The organism is Bacillus sp. Y3 (assembly GCF_008123875.1).
Classification (GTDB): domain Bacteria; phylum Bacillota; class Bacilli; order Bacillales; family Bacillaceae; genus Bacillus; species Bacillus altitudinis.
In genome coordinates, this window is record NZ_VSSC01000001.1 from 82,779 (window position 1) to 98,829 (window position 16,051).

Consider the following 16,051-nt stretch of genomic DNA (forward strand, 5'->3'; position numbering starts at 1 on the left):
GCAGCTTTTCTTTTGCTAGTTTTTATCTTCATCAGCACCCTAAAAAAGGAGCGGTTAAACCTGTGGATTATGTCATTGAAATGTTGAATATACGCAAAGAATTCCCTGGCATTGTAGCAAATGATAACATTACGCTGCAGCTAAAAAAGGGCGAAATTCATGCGCTGCTTGGTGAAAACGGCGCTGGAAAATCAACGCTTATGAACGTGCTTTTCGGACTGTATCAGCCTGAAAAAGGTGAAATCAAGGTACACGGAAAACCGGTTACAATCTCAAGTCCAAATGATGCAAGTGATTTAGGCATTGGAATGGTCCATCAGCATTTTATGCTAGTTGATACATTTACTGTGGCTGAAAACATCATTTTAGGAAAAGAGCCAAAGAAATTTGGAAAGATTGACAAAGAACAAGCCATTCAGCAAGTGCAGGAACTTTCTGACCGTTATGGACTAAAAATAGACCCTGCGGCTAAAGTATCTGACATCTCAGTCGGTATGCAGCAGCGAGCAGAAATCTTAAAAACACTATACCGCGGCGCTGACATCTTGATCTTCGACGAACCAACAGCCGTCTTAACACCTCAAGAAATAAAAGAACTCATACAAATTATGAAAAACTTAATCAAAGAAGGCAAATCCATTATTTTAATTACCCACAAGCTTAAAGAAATTATGGATGCCTGTCATCGTGTGACCATTATCCGAAAAGGGCAAGGTATTCGTACACTTGATGTGGAACACACAAACAAAGACGAGCTTGCCAGTTTAATGGTCGGCCGCGAAGTCTCATTTAAAACAGACAAAAAAGCAGCCTCCCCTGCTGAAGAAGTCTTGCAAATTCAAGATCTCACTGTCAAAGATGCGCGAGGAATTGAAGCTGTGAAACAACTCAATTTATCAGTGAAAGCTGGTGAGATTGTCGGAATTGCGGGTGTAGACGGAAATGGTCAATCTGAATTAATTGAAGCCATTACAGGTCTGAAAAAATCCGAATCTGGCACGATCATGCTAAACGGGAAAGCCATTCAAAACCTCCCGCCTCGTAAGGTCACAGAATCTGGTATCGGACATATTCCTCAAGACCGTCATAAGCACGGACTTGTCCTTGACTTTTCAATTGGAGAAAATATTTCCTTACAAACGTATTATCAGCGTCCATATTCGAAGTTTGGCTTGATGAATATGAAAAATATTTATCAAAAAGCAAAACAAATCATTGCTGAATACGACGTACGGACGCCTAGTGAATATACAGAAGCACGTGCGCTATCAGGCGGTAACCAGCAAAAAGCCATTATTGGCCGTGAAGTGGACCGAAATCCTGATTTATTAATTGCCGCACAGCCGACACGTGGACTTGATGTCGGAGCCATTGAGTTTGTTCATAAACGTCTGATTGAACAAAGGGATTCAGGCAAAGCTGTTCTGCTCATATCCTTTGAGCTTGATGAAATTATCAATGTCAGTGATAAGATTGCTGTGATTTTCGAAGGCAGCATTATTGCCATTGTGGATCCAAAAGAAACAACAGAGCAAGAACTTGGTCTGTTAATGGCTGGAAGTACGCAACAGGAAGTGGGGAAAGAAGCAAATGTCTAATCGCTTAACAAATCTGCTGATTCCGCTTATCGCCATTGTACTTGGTCTTTTCGTTGGGGCCATCATTATGCTGGCAAGCGGTTATAGTGTCATCGAAGGTTATAGCGCCCTTTGGAATGGCGTCTTCGGTGAAACGTATTATATGGGAGAAACCATCCGACAAGTCACGCCTTATATTTTATCAGGACTTGCTGTTGCCTTTGCATTTCGGACGGGCCTCTTTAATATCGGGGTAGAAGGTCAAATGCTGATTGGCTGGGTTGCTGCTGTATGGATCGGCACAACTGTCCATGCCCCTATGTATATCCATTTGCCTCTTGCACTGATCACAGCAGCAGCTGCTGGTGCACTATGGGGCTTTATTCCCGGATTTTTAAAAGCTCGTTTTTACGTACATGAAGTCATTGTCACCATCATGATGAACTACATTGCCCTTCATGTCACAAATTATTTAATCTCAAATGTCTTAACAAACAATAAAGATAAAACAGAAAAAATTGATGCAACAGCTTCCCTTCGATCTGGTTTTTTTGAGCAGATCACTGATTTCTCTAGAATGCATAATGGGATTTTTGTTGCCATTATTGCGGCTGTTGTCATGTGGGTTATTATCCAGAAAACCTCTAAAGGGTTTGAATTACGCGCAGTTGGGATGAACCAGCAGGCCTCTCATTATGCTGGGATGAACGTTCGACGCAACATCATTTATGCGATGCTCATTTCTGGTGCCTTTGCAGGTCTTGCAGGTGCGATGGAAGGACTCGGAACATTTGAATATGCTTCGATTAAAGGATCATTCACTGGCGTTGGTTTTGACGGAATCGCTGTTGCCTTATTAGGCGGAAACACAGCTATTGGTGTCGTCTTAGCGGCATTATTGCTTGGTGGATTGAAAGTCGGTGCTTTAAACATGCCGCTTGAATCTGGCGTACCGACTGAGGTCGTTGATATTGTGATTGCGATCATTATTCTTTTCGTTGCCTCAAGCTATATCATCCGTCTTGTCATTCAACAATTGAAGAAAAAGGGGGGAAAATAAGTGGGATTTCTGCAAATTCTTGAAATCATCGTCCCGGCTACACTCGTTTATGCTGCACCACTTATTTTAACCGCTCTTGGAGGCGTCTTTTCAGAAAGATCAGGTGTCGTCAATATCGGTCTTGAAGGTTTGATGGTCGTCGGAGCATTTTCTAGTATTATTTTTAACTTAATGTTTGCTGATACGTTTGGTGCCTTGACCCCGTGGCTCGGTCTACTTGTTGGTATGGCCATTGGCGGCGTGTTCTCACTCATTCACGCTGTTGCCACTATTACGTTCAGAGCAGATCAAACGGTCAGTGGTGTTGCGATTAACATGCTTGCCCTTGGTGCTACGCTGTTTGTTGTCAAACTGATTTATGGCAAAGCACAAACGGATAAAATTACAGAACCTTTCTATAAAGGAGATATTCCCCTTTTAAGTGACATTCCGATCATTGGTGATATTTTCTTTAAAGATGTGTATTATACGTCCATTCTCGCATTGGTTCTTGCGGTTGTCGCTTGGTTTGTTTTATTTAAAATGCCGTTTGGCTTGCGACTTCGTGCAGTCGGAGAGCATCCAATGGCAGCTGATACAATGGGAATCAAGGTATACCGAATGCGCTATATCGGCGTCTTCATTAGTGGTCTATTTGGCGGTCTTGGCGGAGCTGTGTATGCATCGACCATCGCTCTTGATTTCTCACACGCCACCATTACAGGACAAGGCTTCATTGCGTTAGCCGCCCTTGTTTTCGGGAAATGGCACCCATTTGGCGCTATGGGCGCTGCTTTATTCTTTGGATTTGCACAAAGCTTAAGCATCATTGGCTCTCTGCTTCCGCTGTTTCAAGATATCCCGAACGTGTACATGCTCATTGCACCATATGTGCTGACGATCCTAGCTCTTACTGGCTTCATTGGACGAGCAGACGCACCAAAAGCACTTGGTACCCCTTATTTAAAAGGAAAACGATAAATAAATACCATGTATGATCAATCCCCTGAAGGACAAACTATCTTCAGGGGATTTTTGTATGATAAAAACGACAAAACCCCCGTTTATTTTACTTTTATTACACTTAATTTAGTTTAATAAATAGATGAGTGTCACAGAATCTTCTACAATTGAGACAAATAGCATTTGGGGGTGTTTATGTGGCTAATACACAACAATTGAAATCGATTACAAACGATTCTGACAATAATAAAAGCGTTTTCCGAAAAATTCTTTCTTGGAAAATTGGTGTTATTGATCTACCTGTGTATATAGTACTTGCAGCGATTATTTTAACTGCCGCTTATTTTAATAAAATTCCAGCAAATATGCTTGGTGGTTTCGCTGTTATTATGATTTTGGGGATTTTCCTAGGAGATGTAGGACAACGTATTCCAATCTTAAAAGATATTGGTGGACCGGCGATTCTTTCTTTATTCGTACCATCGTTCCTGGTCTTTTTTCATGTTCTGAATCCAAACTCGTTGGAAGCGGTTACGTCTCTGATGAAAACGTCGAACTTCCTATACTTCTATATATCTGCTCTTGTAGTAGGTAGTATTCTTGGGATGCAACGAACTGTTTTAGTACAAGGCCTTATTCGTATGTTTGTTCCTCTTGTTGCAGGTACAATTACAGCTGTAGCTGCTGGAATTCTAGTGGGTCTTCTAGTTGGTTACACACCGCATCATTCGTTCTTCTTTATCATTGTACCGATTATTGCCGGTGGTGTCGGTGAAGGGATATTGCCATTATCGATTGCTTATTCGCAAATTCTTGGTGTATCAGCAGAGTCATTAATTTCTCAATTGATTCCGGCTGCTGTTATTGGGAACGTCATTGCCATCATTTGTGCTGGCGCAATGAAAAAGCTTGGTGAAAAACGTCCTGAACTAAACGGGAATGGACGACTTGTTAAATCAAAAGAAGCAAATGAAATCTTTGAACAGCCTGAAATGGATACTAAAGTTGACTTCAGCTTAATGGGTGCAGGTGTACTTGTTGCATGTACAACTTTTATCTTTGGCGGCTTATTAGAAAGTTTTGTTCATATTCCAGGTCCAATCTTAATGATTGTTCTTGCTGCATTAATCAAATACTTAAACGTGATGCCTCAGCATTTGCAAAACGGCTCACAACAGTTCTACAAGTTTGTATCGAAAAGCTTTACATGGCCTCTAATGGTTGGTTTAGGAATTCTATACATTCCACTTGATGATGTGGCCACTGTTATTTCGATTCCTTTCGTATGTGTATGTATTGCTGTTGTTCTAGGCATGGTTGGTTCTGGTTACTTTGTTGGTAAATTCATGAACATGTATCCAGTTGAATCTGCCATTGTGACGGGCTGTCACAGTGGATTAGGCGGTACTGGTGATGTTGCGATTCTTTCAGCTTCTGGAAGAATGGGCCTTATGCCTTTCGCTCAAGTCTCTACACGTCTTGGCGGAGCAGCAACCGTTATTTGCGCAACAATCTTACTTAGAATGTTTACTTAAAAAAAGAAACAAAAAGCATGTCCTTTTCATAAGGGACATGCTTTTTTTTATATTTCTTTTCTCCCATACATCCTCATTCATCAGCTAATACAATTCGTATATACTCCCGAGGCTGAAAAGGATACTGTTTCGCCTGCGGATAGGTCATATGGAGGAGATGTTCAGAAAATAGCGGCCATTCACTCCCGGCCTGCCACCTTTTTTGATCATTTCGTTCAATCAAGAATGCTCCTCCTAAAATCGTGCAGAATATGCTTAAGCTGATGGCGATCTTTCGTTTCATTTGATCAGCTCCTTTAAGAAAAGCATGTACGAAATACAAAACAATATACAACGAGTTTCATTTTTGATAAAATATTTTTTGTGGTCAAAAGAACTCAAAACAATTTCGATTTGCCGTAAATCAGTTCAAACCAATGCACTATGTCTGTATTTACGCTATAATTTTAGTTACCAGTTCTTTAGAACGTGAATTTATATTGATCAAAGGAGGTTCATTTTCTTGCAGCTTATTCACTTCGCCATCCTATCACCTTTTTTACTTGCCTTTGTCGTCCCTTTTCTCTTTAAATACGTAAGGCGTATACATACAGGATGGTTTGTTCTCATCTTGCCTATTCTTTTATTTACCTATTTCATCCAAATGCTCCAGATCACCTCGAATGGACGAACGTTGTTCTCACAAGCTGAATGGATTCCCTCTCTAGGGATGAATTTCACTGTGTATGTAGATGGTCTCAGCCTGTTATTTGCTTTACTCATCACAGGTATTGGTGCACTTGTGGTACTGTACAGTATTTTCTACTTATCAAAGGAAAAAGAACAGCTTGGCTCTTTCTATACGTATTTATTAATGTTTATGACCGCTATGCTCGGTGTTGTTCTCTCTGACAACATGGTCGTACTTTATTTGTTCTGGGAGCTAACTAGTATCTCTTCCTTCCTCTTAATTGGGTATTGGTATAAGCGGGAGCGTTCTCGTTACGGAGCAACCAAATCACTGCTTATTACTGTGTTTGGCGGATTAGCTATGCTTGGCGGCTTCATCCTCATTTACCTGATCACTGATTCATTCAGTATTCGCGAAGCAGTCAATCAGCTTCAGCTCATTATGGCATCACCTTATTTCATCCCTGCGATGGTTCTCATTTTACTAGGGGCCTTCACGAAATCAGCGCAGTTCCCATTTTATATTTGGCTGCCTGATGCTATGGAAGCACCAACCCCTGTAAGCAGTTATCTACATTCTGCTACTATGGTCAAAGCCGGTATTTATCTGGTTGCCCGCTTTAGTCCGATTTTTGCTATATCAGAGGTGTGGTTTTGGACCATTTCGATTGTCGGACTTATCACACTATTCTGGGGATCTTTCCACGCCGTTCGGCAAAATGATTTGAAAGCCATTCTGGCCTTCTCGACAGTGAGTCAACTCGGTATGATTATGCTCATGCTAGGAGTAGGCGCAGCTGCCATTCATGAAAACAACCCTGCCTTTTTTGGCGCAGCCGTTCTTGCTGCTATTTTTCATCTCATTAACCACGCGACCTTTAAAGGTAGTCTCTTTATGGCAGCAGGGATTATCGATCACGAAACAGGTACACGTGATATTCGCAAATTAGGTGGATTAATGACCATCATGCCAATTACCTTTACAATTACGTTAATTGGTACATTCTCGATGGCTGGACTCCCGCCTTTTAATGGATTTTTAAGTAAAGAGCTATTTTTCACAAGTATGATCCGGATTTCTGAGATCAGCTTTACGGATGTGTCAACATGGGGGGCTATCTTCCCTGCTATCGCTTGGCTCGCTAGTGTGTTTACGTTCATCTACAGTATGATGATCGTCTTTAAAACATTTAGAGGCCGTCTGAATGTCGATCAATTGGAGAAAAAACCGCATGAAGCACCAATTGGTATGCTGATCCCGCCAATTATTTTAGCTGCACTTGTGGTCACGTTCTTCTTTTTCCCTAATATTCTTGCCTATTCTGTCATTGAACCTGCCATGCAAGCGATCATTCCTGAAGCCATTCAAACAGGAAGCCGCTTTGCCGTAAAAATTGAAGCGTGGCATGGATTCCAGCCAGAGCTTTACATGACAATTGGTGTAGTTGCACTCGGTACCATTGGCTATTTAACGCTGTCGAAATGGCGCCCAATGTACAACATATTTAAAGAAAAATGGTCATTTAACGCTTTGTATGATCGTTCACTTATAGGTGTAGAAAAAGGGTCATACCGCCTAACAAACAGTTATATGACAGGATTCCTTCGTGACTATCTTGTCTATGTATTTGGGTTCATGATTATCGTGCTTGGCAGCGTGATGTTCTACAAGCAAGCCTTCTCATTTCAAACTGAGCACGCTGCATCAATCGGCACGTACGAAGCCATCCTTTCACTTGTGATGGTCACAGCGACAGTCACGACTGTATTTGCTCGTTCACGCTTAACAGCTATTATTGCGCTAGGTGTTATGGGCTACACGCTGTCATTGTTCTTCGTGATTTTCAGAGCACCTGACCTTGCGCTGACACAGCTCATTATTGAAACCATTTCTGTCGCGCTGTTTTTACTTTGCTTCTATCATTTGCCAAAGCTGAGTCTGAAGCAAAAAACACGAAGATTTAAATTAACAAATTTGATCATCTCATTAGGTGTTGGAGTCGTTGTCACCTGTCTTGCTTTCGCTTCAACAAGCCAGCAGTCTCTTGACACAATTTCAACGTACTTCATTGAAAACAGCTACAAACTGGCTGGCGGAGACAATATTGTCAATGTCATTCTTGTCGATTTCAGGGGCTTTGATACACTCTTTGAGATTACAGTGCTGGCCATTGCGGCACTCGGTATTTATGGATTATTGAAGGTAAAAGCACAAGGAAAACGGAAGAGAGGCGTACGGCGATGAGAAAGATTGATACGAATGATATGCTCTTACAAGTCACTACTAAAATTACAGCATTCATCATCTTGCTTTTCTCACTTCACCTATTTCTTGCAGGACATAACAATCCTGGCGGAGGATTCATTGGCGGTTTGATGAGTGCTGGTGCTGTCGTCCTTCTGCTTTTAGCCTACGACCTTAAAACAGTCAGACGCATTTTACCATTTGACTTTATTTATGTGGCTGGTGTCGGTTTGCTCGTTGCCATCCTAACAGGTATGGGATCTTTTCTGTTCGGAGCACCTTTCCTATCCCATGCATTTGATTATTTCCAACTGCCGTTTCTAGGGAAAACAGAACTGGCGACAGCAGTCCTGTTTGATATCGGTGTGTATTTAGTTGTTGTTGGTGTCACCATGACCATTATTCAAACGATTGGAGAGAAGGAATAATGGAATTTCTAATGTCTATTATCGTCGGAATCATTTTTATGGCAGCGACCTATTTAATGCTTTCAAAAAGCCTTCTACGGGTCATCGTCGGTACTGCCGTTTTAAGTCACGGCGTCCATTTGCTTCTATTAACAATGGGCGGCTTAAAAAAGGGAGCACCTCCTATTTTGAAAGAGGGGCTCACATCCTATGTAGATCCATTGCCACAAGCATTAATTTTAACAGCCATTGTCATTGCTTTTGGTGTAACATCCTTTTTGCTCGTGATGGCCTTCCGTGCCTTCCAAGAGCTGAGAACAGATGACATGGATCAAATGAGAGGAAATGATCAGCATGAATAATCTCGTGATCCTGCCTATATTAATACCATTACTAGCTGCTACATTATTGATTTTTATGAATAAAAACACCATGCTGTCGAGAGGCTTTAGTGTGTTTGCATCTCTTTTAGCCATTATCTGTAATGTCTATTTGGTCCAAACGATTTTCACAAACGGCATACAAACCCTTTATTTGGGCGGCTGGAAAGCACCGTTTGGCATTGCCCTTGTGGCCGATCAGTTTGCTGCGCTTCTTGTTTTGACCGCTTCCATTGTTGGACTTGTCACAGTTCTTTTTTCCTTTCAAACGATTGGGAAAGAAAGAGAGCGGCTGTTCTATTATTCTGGTGTCCAATTCTTGTTAGCTGGTGTCAGTGGTGCCTTTTTAACGGGAGATATTTTCAACCTGTTTGTCTTCTTTGAATTGTTGCTGATGGCATCTTATATGCTTATTGTTCTGGGTGGTTCAAAGCCCCAGCTTCGTGAATCACTGAAATACATTGTGTTTAATATTATCTCATCGGCATTATTTATTGTTGGCGTAGCGTGTTTATATGCAGTCACAGGCACACTGAACATGGCTGATTTAAGTGTGAAAATAGCTGAATCTGGGCAAACAGGGTTAATCACCGTGATTGCCATTCTGTTCCTGATCGTATTTGGCTTAAAAGCTGGGGTCTTCCCGCTTTATTTCTGGCTGCCAGGGTCTTATCATGCACCGCCGGCAGCGATTTCAGCTTTGTTTGGCGCACTGCTGACAAAGGTCGGGCTATATGCAATTGCCAGGGTCTTCACACTTATCTTTATACATGATACAGGTTTTACACATACACTAATGGCTTGGCTGGCCGCTCTAACGGTTATATTCGGTGTCATTGGCTCTATCGCCTATTCTGATGTGCAAAAAATTGTGATTTATAACATTGTCACAGCTGTTGGTGTCATTTTGTTTGGGATTGCGGCCAATACACCGGCATCACTCCAAGGCGCCATTTATTACCTCATTCACGATATGGTGATCAAAGGAGCTCTATTTATGCTTGCAGGGGCACTGTTTGTGTATGCTGGAACCAATCATCTGAAAAAAATGGGTGGGCTGATTCAATCCCAGCCTCTACTCGGCTGGATGTTCTTCATATCGGCTTTATCACTTGCGGGTATTCCTCCGCTAAGTGGATTTGTTGGCAAGCTGAAAATTGTTGAAGGTGGGTTTTCTGCTGGGTACATGATGTTCTCTATCCTTGTTTTACTGTCCAGTCTTCTTGTCCTTTATTCTGTTATGAGGATTTTCATGCTCGCGTTTTGGGGAGAGGAACAGGATATGCGAAGAAGAAAGCCATCCATTAGAGGAATGGTGTATCCTGGGGTACTGCTTGTTATCTTATCGCTTGCGATTGGATTAGGCACAGAATTCATTGCACCTTATATCAATCAAGCTGCGGAAATGCTTTCAACACCAGAAAAATATATTCAAGCTGTGCTGAAGGAGTAGATGAACATGGCCTTTCAAATATTATTAAACGCTCTCCTCGCCTTTACATGGATGTTTATGAATGATACATACAGAGCTGCAGACTTTGTATCAGGCTTTGCACTAGGGATGATCGCCATTTTTATGCTACGGCGATTCTTCCCGCAACGTTTTTACGGCTATGCCCTTTATGCGATTTTCAAGCTCGTCATCATTTTTATCAGAGAGCTGCTTCTTGCCAATTTGAGTGTACTCAAGACGGTGTTATCTCCAAAGCTTAAGATCAAGCCTGGTATTTTCGCCTTTCGTACAGATTTAAAAACAGATTGGGAAATCACCATACTGGCTAATATGATTACATTAACACCTGGTACACTGGTCATCGATATTTCGGATGATCGTTCGATTTTATATATTCATGCGATGGATATTGAAGATGCTGAAAAAGCCATCCACGATATTCGGGTATCATTTGAAAAAGCGATTCAGGAGGTGAGCGGTAAGTAATGGAACTGATCTTGCAAATGTCACTTGGGATTCTTGCGCTGTCTACTTTGCTTTTTGTCATACGGGTCATCAAAGGACCTTCTATTCCTGATCGCGTTAGTGCGCTTGATGCGATAGGAATCAATTTAATTGGGATGACAGCCATCGTGTCTATCTTACTGAAAACCACGACGTTCTTTGAAATTATTTTACTGCTCGGTATTCTTGCCTTTATCGGCACTGTCGCTTTTTCCAAATTCCTTGAGAAAGGGGAAGTGATTGAAAATGATCGTCATCGCTAAAGCGATCGTAATTTTCTTTATTCTGCTTGGCGCCATCCTCTGTTTAATTTCAGCCATTGGTGTCCTTCGCCTGCCGGATGTTTACACACGTATGCATGCTGCATCAAAAGCATCGACACTTGGTGTTGTTCTCATTTTAGTTGGTGTGTTCTTTCATGAATGGTTTCTTGCAGGGATCATCTCTGCGAAAATCCTGCTTGGGATTGTCTTTATCTTTCTGACCGCACCAGTCGGCGCTCATTTGATCGGAAGAGCCGCTTACAACACTGGTGTGAAAATGGACAAACGAAGTGTCCAAGATGATTATGGCGGTTTCCGTAACTTTGTCATTAAACGAAAAGAAGACTCTTATTTATAAATGAAGAACCTGACATTCAGGTCTTGTTCACTTTACCCGCATGTTCATAAAAGGGTATTAAAAAAAGCTTCCGCTGCACCGGGAGCTTTTTTATATGCGATCAATGACAGCGAGTGTACATCTTGACGTACAGATATGACGGTCTCGATCATCTTTTATATCGATTTGGAATACCATTGTACGCCGTCCCACATGTACAGGAACAGCTGTAGCTGTCACCACTCCATCACGTACAGATTTTAAATGATTGGCATTGATTTCAATACCTGAACAAACCTGCTTCGTTAAATCCAAATGAGCAGCAGCACCCATGCTTGCCACTGTTTCTGCTAGAGCAGCTGATGCTCCTCCGTGCAGTAATCCAAATGGCTGTTTTGTTCGGTGATCGACTGGCATTGTCGCCACGCATCGTGACGTATTGCATTCCACAATCTCAATCCCCAGTGCCTCAAGCAGTGTATTTGAACCACTCACATCCATCAAGGCCCTCTCCCTTCACACGTTTACAGGACACTTTCCGATTTTGCAATTAACACCGCTTCTGTTCGAGATCCAACATTCAGCTTATTAAAGATGGAGGTCAAACTGTATTCAATCGAGCGTTTGCTCAAATGAAGCACATCGGCGATCTCTTGGTTTGTGTACCCTTTTTCCACTTCTCTTAAGATTAAGCATTCACGCTCTGTTAACAGCTCATGATCCGTCTGCTGCGCCTGTTCTGGCTTCTCTTGCTGCTGTGAAATTAATTTCTTTAAATAGGATAGCTGAATGACAACTTCTCCTTGCAATGTGCGGTGTATGTATTCAATAATTTTGTCTTTTGTCTCTGTTTTACTTATTGCACCATGCAATCCAGCTCGAATGGCCTCTTCGAAATAATCATCTACTTCATATCCTGTATAAATGATAATTTTCACTTGTTGATTCGTTTCTAGAATTTGTTTGGCAATGTCCATTCCATTGATATCCCCGAGATTTAAATCCATCAAGATCACATCATAGATGGAAAAGTCATGCGTCTTTAAAAAGGCGCCTTCTGCATCAGGACTTAAACAATCGACTGATAGCTGCTGATCTGATTCTAATATGCTTTTTGTCCCTTCCATGACAGCCGGATGATCATCAATGACCAATATCTTCTTCATGTCTTCCTCCCTTTAAATCACTCACTTCCATTTTATATAAAAGACTTGGCAGATGCCAAGTCTTATTCCTTAAGAAATCGTTACAATTCCATTTCAATTTTCACCTTGAGCCCTTTTTCAGGTGCTGTGTGAATTTGAAGCTTTCCATTTAGAGCTTTGACTCGTTCCCTTATGCCAGAAAGACCCATGCTCATCGTGTGCTGATCAAGCTGGCTTGCATCAAATCCGACTCCATCGTCCTCATAATGGAGAACAACTTGATCTTTAATACAAATGAGCATCACTAAGACTTGGCTGGCCTTAGAATGCTTCAACGCATTGGATAACAGCTCCTGCACTATCCGGTAAATATTCAGCTGTGAGTCAATATCAATGTCCAGTTCTTTATCAAAGCGGGTTGTATTCAGCCTAATATGAAATGGCGCTTCCTCTTGAATTTGCGAAGTCAGCTTCGAAATTGCCTTCACTAACCCCAAGTCATAGAGGAGCTGCGGCCGAAGTTCATGACATGTTTCTCTCGTGGTTTGAATCACCTTAGACATTTGTTCATTCCAAGAGATCAGCGAATTTTCAATAGATGTTGGGCATTGGTTGTTTTGGAAATTGGTTAAGAACATCTCGGACTGTCTCTTCAGTGAAATCAAATCCTGCAGCACAGAATCATGAAGATCCCTCGCTAAATCTGAGCGCTGCTTTTCTTCCATGGCGAACATGACTTTCTTCAGCCAGGCGGGATTGGCTTCCCGCTGTTTCAAATCCTCAAGATGCTCCATCAATTCTTCAATCTTGACGACATTTTCTAAACTGACACTTGTGTAAAATGCCAATGTTTTCAGCCATGAAATTTCATCGCGGGTCAGCTTAGGTGTCCTTAAATTAGATAAACAGCAAATCACAAACGAGTGACCGCCCCGCTCACCAATTTTCATCATAAACCCTTTATCAAGCCCGATGATTTTACCAACTTCACCTAAAATATCTTGAAATTGGTCCACATAATCTTTCCATAGCTGGCTTTCTTCTATTGATTCATCAATTTCAACAATTTGTCCATCTGCCTTCACTTCAAGCACAAAGGCTTTGTTCACAACAAGTACTTCTAAGATGGTGTATTTTAAATGATACAATACTTGATGAAGTGATGACGCCTCACGAATAAGCTGTGTGAATTTAAATATACTATCCTGATAATTATGCTTCTCTGAAAAACGCTTCAATCGAAAACGGAAATCGATAATTTCTTTAAAGTAGAAGACGGTAAGCATAAGAATGTACGTGATAATCGTAAATTTCACTGTATAGAAATTTGCATTTGGCTTTTGAATAAAATCAAAAAGAACAACCACTAGTATTGTCGGTGTAATTGCTAAAAAACCGTAGTATTTAATCCTTCCCATAAAGAAATCAACATTATATAGCTTATTTGACATAAATTGATAGACTAAGAAAAAAGGAATTAAAAGAACAAACGATGCAACAACATACGGTGAAATAAAATATATACCAAAAAAATAAGGAATGATAAAAAATAGCATGAATGGACTGAATGCTGAGATTAAAATGAGTGCAAATGCTCGAAGTACATTGCTGACTTCATTGTCTTTCAATTTTTTAGCAGCCCTTATAGTGATAATAATCGAAAGGAAAGCCAGAACAAAAAATGAAAGTAAATTGACATATGCTAATAGATCTACTGGTCCTGCTTTATTTTTATAGAATAAAACTAATAAAACGTTAGTCACTGGAACTAGATACAAATAAAAAAGAACTCGACGACGAATAATTTCTGTTCCTAATTCTTTTAAATATTGATACATAAAGTGCATATATAGTGGAGGTACAATATTCATTGTAACGATTACAAGAATACGACTGATAGCCTCTCCTTTTCCAGAACCACCAGAACTTACATAACCTATAGACACCGCCAAAAGAAATAAAGCTAAAATATAAGCTGACTCTTTTTGGTTTGCTTTATTCATTTTTAAAATCATAAATATACAAAATAGACAGATGGAATAAAGAATGACTGGTATTAGATAAATAAACAGATTCGCTTGACTCAATAACCTTACATTCTCTAAATCAATTTTATCACCATGTCTATCAACGACTAAACTTTTAACATTAGCTAAAAAACCTCTTTTAACTTCTTCAACTGGTTTTTTATTCCCATTCACTTCAAGTATGATATCGCCTTTCCTAACTCCAGCTAGATAGCTATCTGTAAAATTATCGACATCCACTACCTCAAGTTGACCCTGACTATTTTCCTTAACAGCTGCTCCAACAAAAATATTAAATACGTTGATATAAGAGATGTAAATCACATAGATGAAGCTAAGGATAACTAATATAACTGTTAACTTAGAGTAAAACTTTCTCATAATATTTATCTACTCAAGCAGTTGCCCATATGATTGCTTTAATAACGTCTTCTTTCTGGAATCCGTCAACAATAATACTTGCAGTTTCTTGATCAACGTGAAGCAATGATGCGTTCCCATTAGCAATTTGATTTAATGTTGAAGGATTCTCCACTAAATAACTAACCAATTCCTGAATTTTCATCTTCTCCATCTCCATTTAAAAAAAGTATCAGTTTTTTCTTTTTTGAAGCCTCTAAATGTAGTTTCTTGAATGCTTCTTTAAACTTATTTCTGAGAAGGTTTCTCATAATAAATACATATTGTTGAGCACCAGATTTTTTTAATTTATCCTTTAATTCTTCAGAGCCGGCACTCTTATCCTTTGATTGAAAATAACTGAGCAAGTCTGAACTAGATGGATTAAACTCATTTTTCAAGTAAACTAGCGGTAATGTTTGCATTCTTTTAAAGTCAACATTATCTTTATTAAAAAGACCTAGATAGTCATTTTCAAGCTGTTCCGCCATTCCTAGGTAATAAGCATATTCTTCTACCTTCTTTTCAAAAGAACCTGTTGCCAAAACAACACCTAACACACAAGGTAATACAAACAGTGACCCTGCTTTTAACTTCATGATATTTAAACAATCCTGCTCATTCTCTGGCTCCAGTGTCATATCTATATGCTGCCCTTGCATTGACTGAATGGAATAAGAATATACATTGTTTAAAAGCTTCGCTCCATGATCAAGCTTTGAAAACACATCAAAACTCAATGCAAAGAGAACATTCGCCGCATTAATCGCAATTCCGCTCTGACATTTCATCCAAGGATACGAATCATTATCCTGATCTTCAATATCATCTAATATATCGGCAGATAAGATGAGAAGTTCAATCCCTGCTGCCAGTTTTGTAATCGCTTGCTTGTCTTGTCCGCCAAATGCCTCATAATGTTGGTAAGCCAATTGCCCAAAAGGAAATTCATTCTTTATATCTGTAAATTCGAGAAGCAGCTTTTGTAAATCATTTTGCCTGACTGCATGTTGAATAAAATCAGACATTTTCTGCTTGATTTTTGTATTCTCTAGATAGTTTAGCATACTCGATCTTGATCCTCACCCTCTCGCCTCTTATTTTACTA

17 protein-coding genes are annotated in these 16,051 nt (G+C 40.3%); 11 read left to right on the plus strand and 6 right to left on the minus strand.

The annotated features are described in order from the left end of the window. Positions 1 to 62: 62 nt before the first annotated feature. The 4 genes from FXF70_RS00480 to FXF70_RS00495 all read left to right on the plus strand — a co-directional run bounded on the left by FXF70_RS00480 (position 63) and on the right by FXF70_RS00495 (position 5,114). A complete protein-coding gene (locus tag FXF70_RS00480) occupies positions 63 to 1,598 on the plus strand; it encodes an ABC transporter ATP-binding protein (protein ID WP_148779655.1) in 1,536 nt (511 codons plus the stop codon). Beyond that, positions 1,591 to 2,637, plus strand: coding sequence for an ABC transporter permease (locus tag FXF70_RS00485; RefSeq protein ID WP_017367955.1), 1,047 nt, complete (start codon positions 1,591 to 1,593; stop codon positions 2,635 to 2,637). Before FXF70_RS00480 ends, FXF70_RS00485 begins: the two co-directional genes overlap by 8 nt. Then, positions 2,638 to 3,597, plus strand: a complete 960-nt coding sequence (locus FXF70_RS00490; protein ID WP_008345835.1) for an ABC transporter permease — start codon at positions 2,638 to 2,640, stop codon at positions 3,595 to 3,597. It abuts the gene before it with no gap. Positions 3,598 to 3,776: 179 nt separating this feature from the next. Next, positions 3,777 to 5,114, plus strand: a complete 1,338-nt coding sequence (locus FXF70_RS00495; protein ID WP_008345838.1) for a 2-hydroxycarboxylate transporter family protein — start codon at positions 3,777 to 3,779, stop codon at positions 5,112 to 5,114. A gap of 73 nt (positions 5,115 to 5,187) precedes the next feature. Here the strand turns inward: FXF70_RS00495 and FXF70_RS00500 are convergent, their stop codons facing one another. Further along, positions 5,188 to 5,397 carry a hypothetical protein gene (locus tag FXF70_RS00500; protein WP_017358947.1) on the minus strand — a complete coding sequence of 70 codons (210 nt, stop codon included), beginning with the start codon at positions 5,395 to 5,397 and terminating at the stop codon, positions 5,188 to 5,190. A 219-nt stretch (positions 5,398 to 5,616) separates the two neighbouring features. On the opposite strand from FXF70_RS00500, the gene FXF70_RS00505 reads away from it, so the two are divergent. Genes FXF70_RS00505 through mnhG form a run of 7 tightly spaced genes read left to right on the plus strand, consistent with a single transcriptional unit; the run spans position 5,617 to position 11,393 of the window. Beyond that, positions 5,617 to 8,028, plus strand: coding sequence for a Na+/H+ antiporter subunit A (locus FXF70_RS00505; RefSeq protein ID WP_148779656.1), 2,412 nt, complete (start codon positions 5,617 to 5,619; stop codon positions 8,026 to 8,028). Next, entirely contained in the window at positions 8,025 to 8,456 is a 432-nt protein-coding gene (locus FXF70_RS00510; RefSeq protein ID WP_008345843.1) for a Na(+)/H(+) antiporter subunit B, read from the plus strand. The genes FXF70_RS00505 and FXF70_RS00510 overlap by 4 nt, the downstream gene beginning before the upstream one ends. Next, positions 8,456 to 8,797 carry a Na(+)/H(+) antiporter subunit C gene (locus tag FXF70_RS00515; protein ID WP_003213576.1) on the plus strand — a complete coding sequence of 114 codons (342 nt, stop codon included), beginning with the start codon at positions 8,456 to 8,458 and terminating at the stop codon, positions 8,795 to 8,797. Before FXF70_RS00510 ends, FXF70_RS00515 begins: the two co-directional genes overlap by 1 nt. Next, complete coding sequence (locus tag FXF70_RS00520) at positions 8,790 to 10,268, plus strand: Na+/H+ antiporter subunit D (protein WP_148779657.1); 1,479 nt, start codon at positions 8,790 to 8,792, stop codon at positions 10,266 to 10,268. The genes FXF70_RS00515 and FXF70_RS00520 overlap by 8 nt, the downstream gene beginning before the upstream one ends. Before the next feature lie 6 nt (positions 10,269 to 10,274). Then, positions 10,275 to 10,754 (plus strand): Na+/H+ antiporter subunit E, encoded by a 480-nt coding sequence (locus tag FXF70_RS00525; RefSeq protein ID WP_008345848.1) that lies wholly within the window; start codon positions 10,275 to 10,277, stop codon positions 10,752 to 10,754. Continuing rightward, positions 10,754 to 11,035: a Na(+)/H(+) antiporter subunit F1 gene (locus tag FXF70_RS00530; protein ID WP_008345849.1), complete on the plus strand. Its 282-nt coding sequence runs from the start codon at positions 10,754 to 10,756 to the stop codon at positions 11,033 to 11,035. Before FXF70_RS00525 ends, FXF70_RS00530 begins: the two co-directional genes overlap by 1 nt. Then, positions 11,019 to 11,393 (plus strand): monovalent cation/H(+) antiporter subunit G, encoded by a 375-nt coding sequence (mnhG, locus tag FXF70_RS00535; protein ID WP_003213369.1) that lies wholly within the window; start codon positions 11,019 to 11,021, stop codon positions 11,391 to 11,393. Before FXF70_RS00530 ends, mnhG begins: the two co-directional genes overlap by 17 nt. A 90-nt stretch (positions 11,394 to 11,483) precedes the next feature. Here mnhG and FXF70_RS00540 read toward each other — a convergent pair whose 3' ends face one another. From FXF70_RS00540 to FXF70_RS00560, 5 genes are all read right to left on the minus strand, one after another. Beyond that, on the minus strand, positions 11,484 to 11,873 hold the full coding sequence (locus FXF70_RS00540) for a hotdog fold thioesterase (RefSeq protein ID WP_017358943.1): 390 nt from the start codon (positions 11,871 to 11,873) through the stop codon (positions 11,484 to 11,486). Positions 11,874 to 11,896: 23 nt separating this feature from the next. Further along, complete coding sequence (comA, locus tag FXF70_RS00545) at positions 11,897 to 12,538, minus strand: two-component system response regulator ComA (RefSeq protein ID WP_007500477.1); 642 nt, start codon at positions 12,536 to 12,538, stop codon at positions 11,897 to 11,899. An 80-nt stretch (positions 12,539 to 12,618) separates the two neighbouring features. Continuing rightward, positions 12,619 to 14,925 carry a sensor histidine kinase gene (locus FXF70_RS00550; protein ID WP_079920597.1) on the minus strand — a complete coding sequence of 769 codons (2,307 nt, stop codon included), beginning with the start codon at positions 14,923 to 14,925 and terminating at the stop codon, positions 12,619 to 12,621. 13 nt (positions 14,926 to 14,938) lie between these two features. After that, complete coding sequence (gene comX / locus FXF70_RS00555; protein ID WP_017358941.1) at positions 14,939 to 15,109, minus strand: competence pheromone ComX; 171 nt, start codon at positions 15,107 to 15,109, stop codon at positions 14,939 to 14,941. Continuing rightward, the gene (locus FXF70_RS00560; RefSeq protein ID WP_035389264.1) at positions 15,087 to 16,010 is read right to left on the minus strand and encodes a polyprenyl synthetase family protein; all 924 of its coding nucleotides are present in this window, start codon (positions 16,008 to 16,010) and stop codon (positions 15,087 to 15,089) included. The genes comX and FXF70_RS00560 overlap by 23 nt, the downstream gene beginning before the upstream one ends. Between the last annotated feature and the right edge of the window lie 41 nt (positions 16,011 to 16,051).